Here is an 18,738-nt window from a genome sequence, read left to right as displayed (position 1 = left end):
TCAAGTATCAAGATTTTACTATTCGTAGTACCGTATTTGAGGAGTCGTGATACTTGATACTAATTATAAAACGTCCAGCTTACGCCGAATTTGAGGAGGTGATCTTGCTGTGGATATCTGTTCACTGTATAATATCCCTTGCTTGAAAGGCCCTGGTTGGCATAATCGTACCCCAGGAATAAATTAGTGCGCTGCAACGTGGCCTTGAAATATACCGATGCTATTGGATATGAGGAGAAGGTAACATTTGCCCCGTTATAAAACTGACCTAAGCCAACCGCGTATGACGGCGCTACATATTCTGAATTATACCGCACATTTACTCCAAAGGCCGATTGCAGTACATTAAAAAAAGTTTTGGTTAGGTACAGGTTACTGTAGGTATATATTTCGGGCGTACGCAGGGTTGATTGATAGTCGGTTTTTTGATAAACAACATAGTTGTCAAAATGCAGGTTACGCCATTTTAAGCTTTTACCAACGCTTACCTTCAATAAGTTGATGTCGCTACCCAATTGTACAGGGTGTGCATCGTTACCACCATTTTGCGCAGTAAAGTACAGATAATTAGATATCAGAAAATACTCCACCTTTACATCAAATTGTAAAGGGGCATTAACATAATTGAAAGATAAACTGGTTGTTTTTTGATTGCTGAAACTATTATGAAAAATATAATGATTGGATATCCAGTCAGTATATACCAGCGGCGGCGAACTATTTTGGGTGTAAGCCTCTAAAGTAACTTTACCCACACGGCCTCCACCGGCAAGGTTAAGTTTGGCATCGTACAAATAATTACCAAAATCACGCCCCTGTACTATCTGTCTGAAATCGGCATCCAGGCCTATACGGTCGCTGAAACGGTAACCCAGTTTAGCCTTGAGGGTAATATCCTGAAACGTGGTGTTTTGTACCTTGTCCTGATGAACATATTTGGCGCCATACTGGTTCAAGGCAGTATCACTTACAAATTGTGCATAGTGCCAAAAATCATGCACTAATCCCAGGTCAAGCTTCAATTCATTTTTGACAAATTTGACCGATTTGCTGCGCAGATAAAAGCTGTACGAAAATTCATTCTGGATATGCGTGTATATCGTTGAGTCGCGCGAGCGGTTATTACTATAATAATAATCCGGGAATACGTTGTAGGTATCAACACCACTTTGCAGATAGTTGTACCGGCCATTTTTAATATTCAACGTATGTGATACACGCTGGGTAGGTAAAACCTTGGAGTTCTCTTTGCCTTTATTTAAGCTATCAATGCGGCCCAGGTAGTAAAACTGTTTAATATATATGCCTTTATCGTTCCAGTTTTCGTAACTGTTGGGCAAACGGACCGGGGCCGATGTTTTAAAGAATACAGTACCCTTGGCGCTTGTAAAAACCGAATCATTTAAGATAGATCCGGTTTCGGGAGCTTTTAAATTGTTAAAGGTAGCATTCGCCAGTAAATTGTAACGCTTGCTTTTTGACTCATACCAGGTAAATATGGCCGCGTTAAGTCCACTTACATTTTGGCCGAGTACACTGCTACTGCTATAATACCCTTTGGAACCGTTGAAGTTTAAATTAAAGCCTACATTCCAGTTGGGTTTAATATTTTGAGTATGGATCACCTTAAATAACTGCTCGGCCGAACTGCCAAAGCCATTAAAAAGAGTGAGGTTGGAATAGGCTACCCGCGTGTTATAATAATTGATATCCTGTGGTTGGATAGTATAAATATCGAGGGCATGCATGCCTATATCAAATCCAATAGTTTTAACCGGTTCAAACAACAGGCTTCTTTGCGATAGCCCGGTATAACCCAGGTGTATGCGCGGATTCCGGGGATCAAGTAAGGGGCTGTAATTTTCAAAACGACTTATACCCGTATCAATAGCAAAGGTTTGGGTACTGTCGTTAAGCAATTGTTCGTTGGTTACACGAATGAATTTTGAATTGTAGATAACAGAATCGTGCTTGTTTTCTTCTTTTTTACGTAAACTATCCAGTAATTCGTCATCACTCACCTGCCTGGTTTGTTTGAGGGTATCCCGGGTAGGTAAGGGGCGTGGCCGGCCGGTTTGGTTATATTGCGCAAACGCGCTATGTACCGATGTGCACAGCAGGAACAATAAAATATATTTGAACGGCTTACGCAGCTTCAGAGCCAGGATATTAGAATCAGGAATCAAGACAGAAGCTTCCTCATGTAAACGGTGATGCTGTAATGTCCTGTTGAAATATTTTCTTTTATTCACTTTAAAAACTCTTTTCTTGGCTCTAATATCTTGACTCTCGGTTCTCCTCTTTAAGAACCGGCTATCAGTTCCTTAAGTATCAATGTTAGTTTGGGTTCGGCCTCTTCGGCAATTTTTATAATATCTTCCACAACCACAGGTTCAAGTACATCGTTAAAACCTTCGTCGGTTAATACCGATATGGCAAATACTGGCAAGCCCATATGGTTGGCTACTATTACTTCGGGTACGGTGCTCATGCCAACCGCATCGCCGCCAATAATTTTTAAATAGTTGTACTCTGCTTTGGTTTCCAGATTTGGCCCGGTAACAGCTACATAAACTCCTTTATGGCAAATAATATTGTTTGCTTTGGCTATTGTTAATGCTTTATCAATCAATGTGCGCTGATAGGGCTGGCTCATATCCGGAAAACGCGGACCCAGTTCATTATCGTTACGGCCTACCAATGGGTTGTGCGGTTGCAGATTGATATGATCGGCAATGATCATCAGTTCTCCTTTTTTAAACTCGGGGTTTAAGGAGCCGCTGGCATTTGAAACAAACAGGGACTTAACGCCCAGATATTTCATTACCCTTACCGGAAAAGTGATCTGCTGCATGTTATAGCCTTCGTAATAGTGCAGGCGCCCCTGCATGGCCACAACCTTTTTACCGGCCAGTGTGCCGAAAATTAATTTACCCGAATGGAATTCCAGCGTCGAGATCGGGAAATCGGGGATGTTGGAATACATCAGTTGTTTTTCAACCTCTATTTCCTTTACCAGGGCACCAAGACCAGTACCTAAAATAATACCTATTTCTGGTTCAAAATCGCCAATACGGCTTTTAATGTATTGGGCTGTGCTTTGAATATTTTCTAACATAATCTGTTACTAATTTATCAAACTGTTTTTGTTGATTATTTAAAAACTCAATGCCTATAGGCAATACCAAAATATTAAGTTTTTTCATCACCTGCTGCAGTTCCTGTTCCCCTAAACGCTGTGCGTCCTTTTCTGTTGTGATGATCAGTTTTTTTTGTGCAGTGCAGGCCAAAAAATCCTCGGCAAGTTTACTGATATTTTTTAAGCTAAACTGGTGATGATCGGGATATTTATGATGGACGATATGCAGTGTTTGTTTTTTTAGATGCTCCAACAAAGGAGAGGCATTGGCTATACCTGTAAGCAGGAACACGGTTGTGGTATCATCGATCACAGAATCGGTAGCCTGTCCGTTTATATCCTGAAGGGGCAAATAGCTTATCGAGGTAAAAAAAACGGCCTGGTTGGGAAAAGGCTTTACTCTTTTTTGAAGTTCGAATTGATCTTTACGCTCTAATGCAGCGGGACATTTACTGATCACGATAATGTCGGCACGTTTACGCCCGGCAAAAGGCTCGCGCAGGTTGCCTGCGGGCAATAATAAACGCGGCTCGCGGATGCGGTTATAGTCAAACAGCAAAATGCTGAACCCGGGTTTCACAGCGCGGTGCTGATAAGCATCATCCAGAATAATAAGATCATGTGATGACTGTAACTGCTCAATTCCTTCCACCCGTTTTTCGGCTACGGCAATGGTGACGTTAGGGAATTTGTTTTTAAACTGGGCCGGCTCATCGCCAATGTCCCAAGCTTGTGCAGGTGCGTCTGCTAACAGGAAACCTTTTGTTTTACGGCCATAACCACGGCTTAAGGTGGCTAGTTTGTAATTGCCTTTCAGTAAACGGATCAGGTATTCGGTCATCGGGCTTTTACCCGCGCCACCAACATCCAGGTTGCCTACCGCAATCACCGGCAAGTCAAACTCCCGGCTTTTCAATATGCCCGCATTGAAACACCAATTGCGGATAACCACCACCAGGCCATACAATAACGAGAAAGGAAATAAAAGCCAGCGGAGGTATATCATAGGTGATACAAAGATATAAACGTTTATATCTTTTTTAAGCCACAACTATGACCGGCCCCGGATTGCTGCTTTTGATATGTTTTTTTACGAGGGGAGTAAGTTTTGTTAATTAATGTCTTTTGAAGTGATGATCTTATTGGCAAGATCCAATAAAGCAACAGCTTGTTCTTTGGTTACAGAAGGAAAATCACCTAAAAAGTCATCTAAAGAAACGCCTGCCTCCAGGTGGTCAAAAAGAGATTCAACAGGAACGCGCGTTCCTGTAAAAACCGGCTGTCCACCTAAAATATCCTTATCGATATTGATAACTTTTTGAATGCCCATAGCATGAAGATACGAATATTTGAGTTGATGAACATTACTTTGTCCGCTATTTATCAATCTGAAAACAATCACTTTTAAATTGAAAAGTTATCTGGAGGCACCTCCGGAGCCATGGGGTGGATTATTTATGCTATAAACAGGGGACTCCGCTGGAGTCGCGGAGTGGAAAGCTGTTATAGTTCCGGAGGAACTCCCTGTTTATAGCCATTAAGCTAATATTTAATGGCTCCATCGGAGCCTCCTTATTTTGAAAATGGTAGCTTTGATATGAACCTAAACGTGGCTGTTTATTTTACAAAATTTATTTAAATTAGTTTTATTACGCCATGCCACATGAAAATCAAACTAATTGCCCTTTTCGTATTAACAACGTCAATTGCCTTCGCCCAAGCCGATCGTAAACTTACACAACAACTCAACGATGTGGTAAAGGGCTTTCATGGCCAGGTGGGTATCTACGTACAAAACCTTAAAACAGGCAAAGTAGCGGCTATTAATGCAGATACGCTATTCCCAACTGCCAGCATGATCAAGGTGAGCATTCAATGTGGTTTGATGGATAAGATTGAAAAAGGCGAGCTACAATACAATCAAAAACTGGTTTACCGCGATTCGCTGCTGTATAAAGGCGAGGATATCCTGGGTTCCTTTAAAGATAAAGACACCATACAGTTGAGCAAGGTAGCCCTGCTCATGATTACCATGAGCGATAATACCGCCAGCACCTGGCTGCAAAAACTGGTAGGTGGCGAGTATATTAACAACTGGCTGCAGCAAAACGGGTTTAAGGTAATGCGGGTTAACTCCCGTGTACCCGGACGCGAAGCTATCCGCAGTATTTACGGTTGGGGTGTAAGTACGCCGTTTGAAATGTGCCGCCTGTTCACCATGATCAGACAGGGTAAGGCTGTTAGCGCTGCCGCCAGCGAGCGCATGAGCCGCAATATGGCTCGTATTTATTGGGACGAGAAAGCGCTGTCGCAGCTACCACCCTATGTGCAAACCATATCCAAACAGGGTGCCGTTGACGCTGCCAAATCAGAAACAGTGTTGGTGAGTGCCCCGCATGGCGATTATGTATTTTCTATCATGACCAATCATAACACCGATCAGCGCTGGGTGCCCGACAATGAAGCCAGCGTGCTCATCAAAAAGATATCGGCCCTGTTATGGCACTATTTTGAACCCGGCAGCGATTGGAAACCTGCCGAAGGTATAGATAAGTACATGAAGAATGAATAGCCGGTTACCTTAGTGCGATCTGAAACTGGCAATATCCTTATACAGATTCCGGAATGAACTGCTTAAGCCAAGGGTTATCAGCGAGGTTTTGTCATTAAATACGCTGTTCTTCTCGGTTCTGTATACCCCATCAAGCTCTATCCGTAAATTGTATTTGGGGTTAAGGAGGTAGGCAACCTTACCTTCCAGGTAAATCATATTGGTGGTTAATCCCTGTGTAATGTAATTGCCATATGGTTTGGCCGGTTGAGTATAAAGCATGAATGGGTTTTTGCCGTAATTAAGATCGTTCATATCCAGACCATATCTGCCCAGGTCAACCTCTCCGCTAAAGTCGAACCTTTTATAAGAGTAGTTGAGTAAACCTACCAGTTCCCTGAAATTGGCTCCCCACGGATGCGCCAGAGGTTCTCCATTCTCGGTATAGTTTTCAATGGCCGAGCGGGCCGAGTAGGTATATGGTCTTACATTATTTGTTTCTACCAGGAAGTTTAAACTATTTACACTGAACAGATTAGTGCCCCTGAAACCCAATTGAAAACCGTATTTATTATCAACGGCGCCGTTGCTGGAGAAAAAATCTTTGGCATGAAATTCGTTCAGCGCAAATTGCCCGTAAGCGGTAATGCCATCACTTATCTTATACTTACTTGTAAAGCCTAACAATGATTTATCCGGATCATCGCTGGAGTTATTAATAGGCTTTAAAAATATGATGGGGTTGATATAATTAAAATCAAAGGGGCGCTTAACGCCATTGTCGTCTGTCAGGAAGCCAATAACATTGTCAAAAAAGCCAATGGATAACTTGTTGTTTACGTTCCAGTCCAGATAATGGAAAACACCGAATTTTTTTCTGTCGATACCATATTGCGACGTGGTAGCTGGGTCATTCATATAGCTAAACATAGCCATATACCGTACATTGCCCAATGTTCCGGTAAATTTCAGAAAAGGGTAGGGAGAAGCGTAATCTGATAATAGTAACGACCGGTACCCATCGCCTATAAATGTTTTATCGCGCCCGGCGCTGATATTGAGGTAGGTATTTACATCATAAGACACAGTGGCTGTTATATAATTCCATTTAGCCACATTTTGGAGATAAGTCCTGTCATAAGCCTGCCCGGGAACTATTCCAACCTGGTTAATATAGGTATTTAAATAGTTAGGAAATACCGCCCGGCTGTCATAGCCGCTTACATTAAAAAATAAGCTGCTGCCTATAGAACCGCCAAACTGAAAACCCAGAGAGGTTTGGTTGGTAGTTTGGTGATTGGAGAAATCCCGGCCAATGCTAAAATCAGGTAATATATCGCCATAAAGACTATAATCATCTTTTTTAATGTCTACCAGGTGTTCGGTAAACAACTTTCGATATCCCCAGCTATGTTCTTTTCCATCGTTATTGATGTTCATTAGCGAATCATAATGAGTTTTTAAAAGAGAGTCATCTACGGCAAAAGGTTTTAAAGCAGTATGCTCACGCGATTTAGTTGAATACAAATCTGAATTCAACTTTTGATAAAACTGGTACGAATAGGGCTGATAAGTTTGAGCAAATGCTGCTGTTAGCCCCGCCATATTAAGAAGCAGTAGCAAACAGAACCTTTTATATATTTTTAGGGAGTATTTGTATTTCATGATACCTGTTGAATGATGATTAAAAATCATGGTATAAGTTTCTGAACGAGCTTCTTAAACCAAGAGTGATCATACTGGTTTTTAGATCGGTTTGACTATTTTTTTCCTGGCGAAGCAATCCACCGATCTCTATGCGGAGGTTATACTTGGGGTTAATTAAATAAGCAACAGTGCCTTCAGCGTATTTTAAGGTAGTGGCTAACCCCTGCCCGGTTGAACCACCGGTAACCGGTAAATTAACGTTATTGGCCAGCGTTATATCCTTACCATAATTGATTGTAGCCGAATTAAGACCGTATTTAGCATAATTAATCTGTCCCTGAAAATCAAATTTACCCAGGGTATAGTTTAAAATACCCAGGCATTCCCTGAAATTGGCGCCATATGGATGGGCAAGCGGTTCGCTCAATTCTGCATAGTTTACAATAGGTGATTGACTGGAATAAGTGTATGGCGCTGCTGTATTATATTCAAACAGGTAATTGAATCGGCTGATTTTAAAAAGATCTGATCCTCTGAAACCTAACTGCCAGGCCGTTTTACTATTACTGCTGGCTGTGGATGTTCCCTGGTCAAACAGAATTTGACTGTAAACGGTGGTTTTATCAAGGACCTTATATTTACCGTTAAACCCTACCAATGTATGGTCTGGCGCACCACCACCTGGCCCTAATGACGATGCAAAAAGTATAGGGTTTATGTAATTGATATCAAATCCATGTAATTTGCCCACATCATTAGCTTCTTCTGCTATAAGGGCGTTAAAAAAGCCTATAGATGCCCTATTGTTAATGTTCCAGTCTACATAGTGAAATGCCCCCCATTTTCTTCTGTTATTAGTAAAAGAATTGAACTGTTTGGCATTCTGATCTTCCATATAGGCCCACATAGCCATGTATTGGACGTTTTTACCTAAGTTAAAAGTAAGACGGAGCAAGGGGTAATTAGAGGCATAATCCGACAATAATACCGAGCGGTAGCCATCGCCTATAAAGGTTTTATCCTCGCCCAATACTATGGATATATTTTTGTTAGGCGTAAAGCCTATCAACGCGGTACTATATGACCAGTCGGTGTTGCCTAAAAAGCTCCTGTTATAAGCCTGACCGGGTATCATCCCCACTTTATCAATATAGGCCGTTTCGTAATTGGCAAACTTTCCCTGGTTTTCATAACCACTGGTATAAAAGAAAAAGTTAGCACCTATGGTGCCGCTTATCTGGTAGCCGCGGGTATTTAAACTAACATTCTTTTTATCCGTAAATTCCCTGCCTATTAGCAGATCGGGTAAAAAATCAGCGTAAAAAGTATACTTTTTGGTACGATCTTCAATTAAATGCTGCTGGAATAATTCCCGGTAAACCCAGCTTCGGCCCTTTTTATCCACATGGGTTTGCATTAATGAATCATAAATTGGCCTTAATGAACTGGAATCGCCAATAAGATAGGGCTTTAACGAGGTATGCAGACGGGTTTGGGTGGAGTAAACATCCGTATTCAGCTTTTGGTAAAACTGATAGCTATATGGCTGATAAATCAATTGCGCGTAACTCCGGCCTGCCGTTAAAGCAACAAACAGGTACACCAACAGCACCATTCCTGTTTTTTTAACCAGATTAAGATAAACTTGTTTCATCGAAAGAAATATTCGATGAAAGTACAGTTATAGGTTAGTGTATTTTCTGTATTTGCAAATTCTAATGGTATTTTAATCTCAGATTAACATATACTGCGTGTTTGATCAACTCTTCATCTTCTTGAGCAAAGCCTCAACAACTTTGGGAAAATGATGATGCTCCAGCTGCTGGCCTTTAAATTTAACCATCTCCAGGTTATCGCCCGGCTCAATCCTGAATTTGGATTGATGGATAATTTCGCCTTCGTCAAACTGCTCGTTTACAAAGTGTATGGTAATACCACTTTCCTCCTCACCGGCTTCCAGGATGGCTTTGTGCACATTGTCGCCATACATGCCTTTGCCACCATATTTGGGTAGTAAGGAAGGGTGGAGGTTAATAATTTTGTTTGGAAAAGCTTTTAGTAGCGATGCGGGTACCAGCCATAAAAAGCCTGCCAGTACAATCAAATCAACCTGCAGGTTTTTAAGTAGCCTGATCACATCGTCTGTTTCAAAAAATTCATGCCTGGTAAATATGTGCGATGGTACCTCAAAATTATCGGCCCGTTGTAATACATAAGCCTGGGGATTATTAGTGAGTATCAGCACTACTTCGGCATCGGCATTGCGTTTAAAATGCTCCATTAACTTTTGGGCATTTGACCCTGAACCTGAAGCAAAAATGGCAATTCGTTTCTTCATTAAAATTGGGGGCTTTTCAAAGGTGATGTTACCTGTAAATGTTTATTTATACCGGTTTGTTTTATGTTGCTGGTAATTTTATTATAAAAAATCACTGGTATCATAATCCAAATATAAAAGTTTACTTATTGTGTTACCGCTTTTTGCTTGATAAATCCGTATCGCACAATTCTCCGCCTGGAGGTTGCTGAATAATTAGGCTGCACATCCCCGGTTTGTAATACCAGGGAATAAACCCCAAGTGTGGTTATTTGCGCATTGGAAAAAGGTTGTATTTGCTTTATTGCGGCTCCAAGATTGCCGGTAGTATCCTTGCAAGTCATATCTGATGTTAGATAAAGCCTGTTGGCCGTAAGCGACCAGTTGCCTGTTGTTTTTTGAGCAAGGCAGGCAAAATTCACAAATGTGCAGGTATTATTGGTATTGAAAGTAAATGTCTGGGTAGAGTCGCAATTAACATATAAAGTATCCGTAATGCCAATCTGAGCATCTCCCACATAGTTGTTAACCTGTACCGTAGCCAGCAGCCAGCTACCCGAGGTAAGCAAATGTGGTATGTTGCTGTCGTTGTCCTTTTTACAGGAGTTAATCAGCAGGTTAATCATCACTAAGCCTAAAACAAAAAGTAACGGGATCTTATTTCTCATAGAAAATATGCAGGCAAAAATAAATATTCCCGGTTATTAGTTGGCAACCAGGATGTAATAATAACTCTTTTAAACTGAAATTATTTTAATAAGACCGTTTAGCCATTTTACCCTTTAAATAAAACAAGGAGCCGGATATTTTATTTTTACTTTTGATTTTTTCACGGAGTGTTTTTCCATTAAGGAGTTCAGGAATGCTTCGCCGTTTTAACTTTTTACCTATTGCCCCATGCGCGTACCTTTTGAAAAACTGAAAGCCGAATTTAAACGGATATTATTAAGCCTTGATTTTACTACTGAAAAAGCCGAAAAGTGTGCCACTATTTTTGCAGAGAACAGCAGAGACGGTGTGTATACGCATGGGCTTAGCCGCTTCCCGGTTTTTGTACAATTTGTAAAAGACGGGTGGGTTAAGCCCGATGCCGAATCTGTAAAAGAAGGCGGCCTGGGTGCTATCGAACAATGGAACGGCAATTATGGTCCGGGAATGCTCAACGCCGGCATATGTATGAACAGGGCCATGGAACTGGCTGGTGAAAACGGGATAGGTTGTGTGGCCATCAAAAATACCAATCACTGGATGCGTGGCGGTACTTACGGCTGGCAAGCTGCCGAGGCCGGTTATATAGGCATTTGTTTTACTAATACTATTGCCAATTTACCACCCTGGGGTGGCCTCACCCCGCGATTAGGTAATAACCCACTGGTGATAGCCGTGCCCCGCAAAAACGGCCATGTGGTGCTGGATATGGCTATATCACAATACGCGGTTGGTAAATTAAAACAATACGAAGCAAGTGGGGAAGAGTTGCCACTGCCGGGTGGTTATGATAGTGACGGGCATTTAAGTACAGATGCCGCCGCCATCCTGAAATCTGAAAGAGTACTGCCCATTGGTTTTTGGAAAGGTTCCGGACTTTCGCTGGTGCTCGATCTGCTGGCAACCGTTTTAAGCGGTGGTAACTCTACCGCACGGATCAGCAAAGAGAAAACGGAGGCAGGTATCTCCCAGGTGTTTATCTGCATAAAACCCAGAGATGATGAGCAAACCGCTGCCCTCATCGAAGAGATTATTGCCTATACTAAAACCAGTACCCCGGAGCACGAAGGACAATCCATATCCTATCCCGGTGAAAATACACTGAAAACCCGTGCGAAAAACCTAAGCGAGGGCGTTTGGGTCGACGAAAAAATATGGAATACGGTACAGGGGCTGTAGGGTAGAAGCAAGAGATAAGAGTCAAGAATCAAGACTTCACCGTGATATGCGATTAAAAATCTTGATTCTTGACTCTTGTCTCTCGACTCTAATTTCCGGCAAATTCTGTTGCTGCTTCATCAATAAAGGCGGCTACTTCGGCAGGCATAGAAGCCAGTGAGGCATGACTTGCTGCCAGGGTGATGATCTTTTTGGCTCCTAACCTTGCAGACATTCGCTCTTCATTTTCCGGCGCAATCATCCTATCGTTGCTGGATATCTGGTAGTATGATGGTTTGTGTTTCCATGCCGGGTCGGTGATATTGTCGCCAAAGGTACTGGCCAGCGGGGCTTTTTGTGTCACTGCCATTACCAGTGCCTCTTCCGCGGTCAGGTCCTGGCAAAAGCTCTCATGAAACAGTTCGGGTTTTACCCACAAATAGCCATCACTATCAGCCGTAAGGTTTGGAAACGCAACCGGTGGATGTTCCTGACTGATACTGCCCGGACTTTCGCCGGCGTCGGGCGCAAATGCAGCAATGTATACCAGGCCAATTACATTGGGCTGATTGCCTGCTTCGGTAATAACGGCGCCACCATAAGAGTGCCCCACCAACAATACCGGACCGTCCTGTTGTGCAACCATCTTGCGGGTACGTTCCGCATCATCAGCCAACGAGGTTAGCGGATTTTCAACAGCATGAATCAGCTCATAACCTTTGCTGGCCAATTCAACAATAACCTTACTCCAATGGGCAGCGCCTCCCCAAAAACCATGCACCAGCACGATACTTAATTTCTTTTTCATAATTGGTTATTTTTAGTTTTAAGATAAGCCAATTTAAAAATTAATGTAAAGCTATTACGAATGGAATTGATTGGTTATCAGAAAAATGATCTTAATTTAATGTAGTGGCAGGGGGGATAGAGAATCAAGAAGCAAGAGTCAGGAATCAAGAGAATGGAAGTGGCGGCACCAGACTTACAGTAAAAGTGGTTTTATCTTGTATCTTGTTTCCTGACTCTTGCTTCTCTATTTACCCTTCCATAATGAAAATGGCATTTTTATTCAGATCAAAAAAACCAAATTCATTGGTGTGCCAGGGTGTGTTGCTTTTAAAAGCATCCACTTTAACTGTTCCCCTTTGTACAAATTCCTCAAAAAGCGGCTGAATGTTTTTGACATCTATCCTGATAACCGAACCGCCAAGCAGCGGGTCTGTTTCGGTATCCGCGTGCCACTGCAGGTGCAGATACAGGTTGTCGCGGTTTAAAACGGCGTACATGTTATCCCAAAACACGGGCTCAAAACCTGTTTTGTCTTTGTACCAGGCCACATCCCTTTCAATATCAGCAGAGGGCAGCACCGGCATGATACTGTTAAATTCGGTTTTCATGACAGATGATTTATTTGTTGATCAAATATAACGAAGTGAATGCGAAGGTGATGTGTTAAAATGGCGCATTATATTTATTGCAGACGTTATTACTTAATTGTTCAGAAGAAGTAAAAAGTTTGTCATTTCGAACGAGGTACGAGGAGAAATCTTCTGCAACTTGGGTTGTTTTTAGTAGGCTGCATGGAACATAATTTGGCGTAAAAGATTTCTCCTCGTACCTCGTTCGAAATGACAATTTTTCTCCATCATAAGATTGGTGGTGGTGCGGTGATAACACCGACCACAGGCTAGAATCTGTTCTTAAGTATTCTGTTATTGATAACACTAATCCGGTGCTCAACGAATTGATAGTGGTGTAGTGGGAATCCGACTACGAGCTGAAAACTATTTTAAGGGACTGTTTAGCATTAAAAAACCTCATGAAGCTTGTGGTCGGTGTTATCACCGCACCACTCTTGCTTCTGTCTTATTGCCCCACCATCATACCCTCAAACTTTTCCCAGAAACCATCGTGCGGAACGGGGGCAATAATCGTTACCGGCTCATTTTTAACCGGGTGTACAAAGGTTAGTTTACGGGCATGCAAGCAAATGCTTTTACGCAGACTACCACGCGGATAGCCATACTTGTTATCGCCAACAATAGGTGTGCCCAGGGTGGATAGCTGCACCCTGATCTGGTGCGGGCGACCGGTTATCGGGTCAACTTCAATCAGGTAATAGCCGTTAAGTTCGGCAACCAGTTTGTAATGCAGTTCGGAGCGTAAGCTGCCCTGCACTTCTTTATCATGTGCCTTGGTTACGTTTTTCTGCGAGTTTTTCACCAGCCAGTGTACTAAAGTACCAGCTTCGGGTTGAGGGCGTTTGCGTACTACCGCGTAATAAGTTTTGTGCATATCACGGGCCTTAAACATCTTATTGATCCTGTCCAGTGCTTTGCTGGTTTTGGCAAACAGGATAACGCCGCTCACGGGGCGATCCAACCGGTGTACCACGCCTAAAAATGCGCCGTTAGGTTTGTTGTATTTTTGGGCGATGTATTTTTTAACCTTTTCATCCAGGGGCTCATCGCCGGTTTCATCAACCTGTACAATATCACCGGCGCGTTTGTTCACGGCAATAAGGTGATTATCCTCATAAAGGATATCCTTATCGGTAATGTCGTAGCTGGTATAATTAAATTCGGGACGCATGTTGTGTTTAGTTCATGGTTCATAGCTGATGGTTCATGGGAGCTTCAAAATTGACTATGAACAATGAACCATCAACTATGAACTAATTAATATTGCTCCTGCTCGTTCGGGAAGCTTTTTGATTTAATGTCGCCAACATAATTTTTGATGGCGCCGTTCATTTGCTCGTACAAATTGGCATACTGGCGTAAAAAACGGGGTTTAAAGCCCTTGTTAATACCCAGCATATCATGTATTACCAGCACCTGACCATCACAATGCTGACCGGCGCCTATGCCTATAATAGGTATCTGTACGCTTTCTGCAACCTCTTTGGCCAGTTTGGCGGGTATTTTTTCCACCACAATGGCAAAACAGCCCAATTCCTGTAAAGTAAGGGCATCTTCCCGTAATTTCTGTGCTTCGGCATCCTGCTTGGCACGTACGGTGTAAGTGCCAAATTTATAAATAGATTGTGGCGTAAGCCCCAGGTGACCCATAACCGGTATGCCGGCAGTTAATATACGGGTTACCGATTCGGCTATTTCAATGCCGCCTTCTATTTTTACACCGTGTGCGCCCGCTTCTTTCATAATACGGATAGCCGAGTTAAGGGCTTCTTTGGAGTTGCCCTGATAAGAACCAAAAGGCAGATCAACGATCACCAGCGCGCGTTTGGCCGCACGCACCACCGACGAGGCATGATAGATCATCTGATCAAGCGTTATAGGCAGCGTAGTTTCATGACCGGCCATCACGTTCGAGGCCGAGTCACCTACCAGTATGATATCCATCCCGGCATCATCAACAATAGTGGCCATGGAGTAATCATAAGCAGTAAGCATAGCTATTTTCTCGCCGCGGGTCTTCATTTCCTGCACGGTATGTGTAGTGATCCTTTTAACTTCTTTATGTATTGACATGTTTTATTTCGGATTTCGGATGTTCGATATCGGATTTATGTTTTCGGTATGCAAAGGTTACTATTAATTTCGAATTTCACGAATGGAATCGAATTACACGAATAGATGTTAATTACTTAGAAAGGAGTTTAAATTGATGCAGATTTAGGGTGTTGGGCCCGATGACTGTAGATTTTATTTCGTGAAATTTGTAAATTACAAATTCGTGAAATTAGTGTTATAATTTCCGAAATAAAACTGTATTTTTGCGGCGTGAATCAGGAAGTTCCTTACTTCAATATTTCTATCAGTTTTCACGGGGCTTTGAACCAGGCGATCCGATTTATTAATCCTTTCAATTTTTTTGATAAATGACATACTTCACCAAATTACCGGCTGTACTATTATTGGATGATGGAACCGTTTTTCACGGTAAAGCCGCAGGAAAAATAGGTACAACTACCGGCGAAATATGCTTTAATACCGGCATGACCGGCTACCAGGAAGTTTTTACAGATCCATCATACTTTGGGCAGATCATGGTGGCTACCAATGCGCATATTGGTAACTATGGCATCACCGATGAAGAAGTGGAATCTGGAAATATCCAGATTGCCGGTTTGGTTTGTAAAAACTATAACATTGCTTACAGCCGCAAGCAAGCCGATGAATCGATACAGGATTATTTCCAGGCGCAAAACCTGGTAGGTATTTCTGATGTGGATACCCGTCAGCTGGTACGCCATATCCGCGATAAAGGCGCTATGAACGCCATTATTTCTTCGGAGATCCTGGATATTGATGAGCTGAAAGCTAAACTGGCCGAAGTGCCATCAATGGACGGCCTGGAGCTTTCATCAAAAGTATCAACCACAGAAGCCTATACTTTTGGCGATGAAGAAGGCAGATACCGTGTTGCCGTGCTCGATCTGGGTGTGAAGAAAAACATCCTGCGTAATTTTGACGACCGTGACGTTTATGCCAAAGTTTTCCCGGCAAAAACCACCTTTGAAGAAATGGAAAAGGATTTTGCCCCAACAGGTTATTTCATCTCTAATGGCCCCGGCGATCCGGCTGCGATGCCTTATGCTATTGAAACAGTTAAAAAAGTTTTAGCTTCTGAAAAACCGATGTTTGGTATTTGCCTTGGTCACCAGTTACTGGCTTTGGCAAATGATATCCCAACCAAAAAAATGTTTAACGGTCACCGTGGCTTAAATCACCCGGTAAAAAATATTATTATCAACCATTGCGAGGTAACTTCACAAAACCACGGTTTTGGCGTAGTGCCCGAAGCCGTACGCGCTTCTGACAAGGTAGAGATCACCCACGTGAACCTGAACGATCAATCTATCGAAGGTATCCGTGTAAAAGATAAAAAAGCATTTTCGGTACAATACCACCCGGAATCATCACCCGGCCCGCACGATTCACGATACCTGTTTGATGATTTTATCAAATTGATGTCGTAACGATGTGCAGATGATAAAAAGCCTTTCAAGTTTTAACTTGAAAGGCTTTTTTGTTTGATGATAACCATGAACGGATAACTTTAATCGTGGTTTTTATAACTTAGTGCTTATTAAAGCAGGAGTTAAAATTTCTGATGAGTTCAAAGAATAAAACTATCTTAACCACTATCCTATTGATAATGGCCTTAGCTCAGGGGCCTGTTATATATTATTTGGGACAGGGTTTTTTAAAACTGCTATTTGCAGTACCATATATGCTTACCGGACTAATTTTAACAATTATCCTTTTGGTAAATCTTATAAAATCTAAAGTACCCAATACAACATATCAAATTGCCGGTTTATCGATCGCGTTTTTAGCAGGTGTAGGTACAGTAAGACCAGATGCGATGGAATATATCGATTACAAGTTGCGATTTGCTGAAAGAAACCGGATTGTGGAGAGGATAAAAGGTGGGTTATTAAAGCCCGGAGAGGCGGATAGGTACGGGCTCAACATCAGAGATAGCGCGAAAGGGACCGTCTCTGTCGAGTTTTATATTGACCGTGGCTTTATTGATCATTATTCGGCATTTTTATATACCGACGATATAGAGGAGATTAAAGCTTTGGACAAGGCGGTTATAAAGGATCATATTTTTAAAAAGTTTGATGAAAACTGGTATCGGGTAGGATATTGATTTGGAATATACGGATGCCGAAAAGTCAAACACAGACTTGTAGATAAGCGAAAGCCCTTGCTCCAAAAGTCCTTGTTCCGTGCTCTAAAAATTCGTATATTTATATGAATCAAACGGCCCGGCTTTCGTAACAGAAAGTCGGGCCGTTTGGGTAAAGGAAAATAGCTCCAAAATGAAGTTATTTTAAGTTAGTTATTTGATAATCAATAAATTAATAGTTTTTTAACTTTTAAAAACACCCCAAAACCAAGTCGTAATTTGTTAAAAAGTGTTAAAATCGATGTTTTTCGAGTGCTTTTTGACCAAAAAATGCCCGTTTTTGAACAGAAAAGTGTTAAAATTTAAGGTTTAAAAAGTTTTTTCGAGTAGTTAAACAAGAGAATTTTAACATATCAATCTATCTTTTAAATCTAACATATACATTATTATGCTTCCGCTTAAAACAGTACTCCTATTAAGTTTAGTTTTTGTAACTCATGTATGTTTCTCACAAAAAATAAATACTATCCCTAAAGATGCCGTAAAAGGCGATTTTAATGGCGATGGCAAACCCGAGTACGTTTGGGTAGTTGGCCCTAAGATAGCTGATAGTGGCGAAGATTGTGTTGGCAAATGTACTATCAAAATCGTGTCGTCTAATCCCGAAATACCTCCCTTGGTCATATCAAATGCCATTGGCGGAACGATTACTAATCTCGGCGATCTGAACGATAATGGCACGGATGAAATAGGCATCCTGCCCGAGTGGTTCACCAGTTGCTGGAGTCCTTACTATGTGTACACCCTGGCGAACAAGCATTGGCAGGAAGTTGTGCCTTCGTTCTCAACGCACTGCAACCAGTGGGAAGCTGATGTTAAGCCTATTGAAAAAGCCCCGGGTAAAAAGGGTTACGTGATCATCAGGTACAGTGCATTTGAGAATGAAGAAGTTGTGACCAAAGCCAAAACTATCCCCATGAAATAATTATCTGTCTCTAAGTTACTGTAAATAAGCTTTTTTTATTTTTATTTGGATTTATTCTAAATAAGATATTACTTTGTTCCTATTGATAAAGGGACATACCTGTAAATAAAAACAGTTTAAAATATAAAGTCCTGCTCTTGAGCAAATGCTGCGGTGCGATAGCTTTGCGGGCCGGGCAGGCACAACTTAATTAACAATGTATATGTGCGATTCAAAAATCATAAGCCAGGTAGGGGCAACCATAGTGAGCCGATGCTCGGAATGCCGTTGTGTATTTATCTGGAATAATAACCTGATCCTAAGCTTCTCGCCCGAACAGTTTATACAGTTCAGAGATTTTACAGTCGATCTTGATTTTGCCGAACATACCCATTCATTCCCCGACGGGCAGGAACGGCTGGTGATGCGTACCCCTGTTAATGATGTACAGTTAACTTTTACTACTGAAGAGTGGGAAGATTTCCACGCTGCTATGGCCGAAGCCATTTATATGCAGGAGATCTACTCGCTGATGTATGACAATTAGTCTGTTAGTATCAAGTCGTTAGTATCAAGTATCAAGACTCATACAGGGAATAGGTAATGAGAGCACTGCTTATGGGTTTAACCCAAAATCTTGATACTTGATA

At 41.9% G+C, this 18,738-nt stretch carries 18 protein-coding genes; 6 read left to right on the top strand and 12 right to left on the bottom strand.

All coding sequences use genetic code 11. From position 1 onward, the window contains the following. Positions 1 to 59 precede the first annotated feature (59 nt). From G7092_RS15390 to G7092_RS15375, 4 genes are all read right to left on the bottom strand, one after another. Positions 60 to 2,252 (bottom strand): putative porin, encoded by a 2,193-nt coding sequence (locus G7092_RS15390; RefSeq protein WP_317169997.1) that lies wholly within the window; start codon positions 2,250 to 2,252, stop codon positions 60 to 62. Between the two features lie 50 nt (positions 2,253 to 2,302). Beyond that, positions 2,303 to 3,118: a purine-nucleoside phosphorylase gene (locus G7092_RS15385; RefSeq protein WP_166090688.1), complete on the bottom strand. Its 816-nt coding sequence runs from the start codon at positions 3,116 to 3,118 to the stop codon at positions 2,303 to 2,305. Then, positions 3,081 to 4,145, bottom strand: coding sequence for a tetraacyldisaccharide 4'-kinase (lpxK, locus tag G7092_RS15380; protein WP_166090687.1), 1,065 nt, complete (start codon positions 4,143 to 4,145; stop codon positions 3,081 to 3,083). The genes G7092_RS15385 and lpxK overlap by 38 nt, the downstream gene beginning before the upstream one ends. A gap of 105 nt (positions 4,146 to 4,250) precedes the next feature. Then, positions 4,251 to 4,469, bottom strand: coding sequence for a DUF433 domain-containing protein (locus G7092_RS15375; protein WP_166090686.1), 219 nt, complete (start codon positions 4,467 to 4,469; stop codon positions 4,251 to 4,253). Between the two features lie 333 nt (positions 4,470 to 4,802). Here G7092_RS15375 and G7092_RS15370 point away from each other — a divergent pair, with 333 nt between their 5' ends. Continuing rightward, positions 4,803 to 5,711 carry a serine hydrolase gene (locus G7092_RS15370; RefSeq protein ID WP_166090685.1) on the top strand — a complete coding sequence of 303 codons (909 nt, stop codon included), beginning with the start codon at positions 4,803 to 4,805 and terminating at the stop codon, positions 5,709 to 5,711. 9 nt (positions 5,712 to 5,720) lie between these two features. Here the strand turns inward: G7092_RS15370 and G7092_RS15365 are convergent, their stop codons facing one another. From G7092_RS15365 to G7092_RS15350, 4 genes are all read right to left on the bottom strand, one after another. Then, positions 5,721 to 7,355, bottom strand: a complete 1,635-nt coding sequence (locus tag G7092_RS15365; RefSeq protein ID WP_202985277.1) for a gliding motility protein RemB — start codon at positions 7,353 to 7,355, stop codon at positions 5,721 to 5,723. A gap of 19 nt (positions 7,356 to 7,374) precedes the next feature. Continuing rightward, positions 7,375 to 8,991, bottom strand: coding sequence for a gliding motility protein RemB (locus G7092_RS15360; protein WP_166090684.1), 1,617 nt, complete (start codon positions 8,989 to 8,991; stop codon positions 7,375 to 7,377). A gap of 105 nt (positions 8,992 to 9,096) precedes the next feature. Continuing rightward, positions 9,097 to 9,675, bottom strand: a complete 579-nt coding sequence (purN, locus tag G7092_RS15355; protein WP_166090683.1) for a phosphoribosylglycinamide formyltransferase — start codon at positions 9,673 to 9,675, stop codon at positions 9,097 to 9,099. 125 nt (positions 9,676 to 9,800) lie between these two features. Beyond that, positions 9,801 to 10,322, bottom strand: coding sequence for a hypothetical protein (locus tag G7092_RS15350; RefSeq protein WP_166090682.1), 522 nt, complete (start codon positions 10,320 to 10,322; stop codon positions 9,801 to 9,803). Positions 10,323 to 10,551: 229 nt separating this feature from the next. Between G7092_RS15350 and yiaK the strand changes: the two genes are divergently transcribed. Further along, positions 10,552 to 11,541: a 3-dehydro-L-gulonate 2-dehydrogenase gene (gene yiaK, locus G7092_RS15345; protein WP_166090681.1), complete on the top strand. Its 990-nt coding sequence runs from the start codon at positions 10,552 to 10,554 to the stop codon at positions 11,539 to 11,541. An 88-nt stretch (positions 11,542 to 11,629) separates the two neighbouring features. Here the strand turns inward: yiaK and G7092_RS15340 are convergent, their stop codons facing one another. From G7092_RS15340 to panB, 4 genes are all read right to left on the bottom strand, one after another. After that, positions 11,630 to 12,328, bottom strand: coding sequence for an alpha/beta hydrolase (locus tag G7092_RS15340; RefSeq protein WP_166090680.1), 699 nt, complete (start codon positions 12,326 to 12,328; stop codon positions 11,630 to 11,632). Positions 12,329 to 12,557: 229 nt separating this feature from the next. Further along, positions 12,558 to 12,917, bottom strand: coding sequence for a VOC family protein (locus G7092_RS15335; RefSeq protein WP_166090679.1), 360 nt, complete (start codon positions 12,915 to 12,917; stop codon positions 12,558 to 12,560). A gap of 469 nt (positions 12,918 to 13,386) precedes the next feature. Further along, positions 13,387 to 14,112, bottom strand: coding sequence for an RluA family pseudouridine synthase (locus G7092_RS15330; protein ID WP_166090678.1), 726 nt, complete (start codon positions 14,110 to 14,112; stop codon positions 13,387 to 13,389). Positions 14,113 to 14,198: 86 nt separating this feature from the next. After that, positions 14,199 to 15,014: a 3-methyl-2-oxobutanoate hydroxymethyltransferase gene (gene panB / locus G7092_RS15325; RefSeq protein WP_166090676.1), complete on the bottom strand. Its 816-nt coding sequence runs from the start codon at positions 15,012 to 15,014 to the stop codon at positions 14,199 to 14,201. 350 nt (positions 15,015 to 15,364) lie between these two features. Here panB and carA point away from each other — a divergent pair, with 350 nt between their 5' ends. The 4 genes from carA (at position 15,365) to G7092_RS15305 (ending at position 18,635) form a co-directional block, all read left to right on the top strand. Next, positions 15,365 to 16,465 (top strand): glutamine-hydrolyzing carbamoyl-phosphate synthase small subunit, encoded by a 1,101-nt coding sequence (carA, locus tag G7092_RS15320; RefSeq protein ID WP_166090675.1) that lies wholly within the window; start codon positions 15,365 to 15,367, stop codon positions 16,463 to 16,465. 287 nt (positions 16,466 to 16,752) lie between these two features. Further along, positions 16,753 to 17,145, top strand: a complete 393-nt coding sequence (locus G7092_RS15315) for a hypothetical protein (RefSeq protein ID WP_166090674.1) — start codon at positions 16,753 to 16,755, stop codon at positions 17,143 to 17,145. Between the two features lie 427 nt (positions 17,146 to 17,572). Beyond that, positions 17,573 to 18,109 (top strand): hypothetical protein, encoded by a 537-nt coding sequence (locus G7092_RS15310; protein WP_166090672.1) that lies wholly within the window; start codon positions 17,573 to 17,575, stop codon positions 18,107 to 18,109. Positions 18,110 to 18,311: 202 nt separating this feature from the next. Beyond that, positions 18,312 to 18,635, top strand: a complete 324-nt coding sequence (locus G7092_RS15305) for a DUF6686 family protein (RefSeq protein ID WP_166090671.1) — start codon at positions 18,312 to 18,314, stop codon at positions 18,633 to 18,635. The last annotated feature ends 103 nt before the right edge of the window (positions 18,636 to 18,738 follow it).

This window comes from Mucilaginibacter inviolabilis (genome assembly GCF_011089895.1).
Lineage (GTDB): Bacteria > Bacteroidota > Bacteroidia > Sphingobacteriales > Sphingobacteriaceae > Mucilaginibacter > Mucilaginibacter inviolabilis.
Note: the sequence above shows the minus strand (reverse complement) of the source record. Positions and strands in the feature narration are given on the sequence as shown.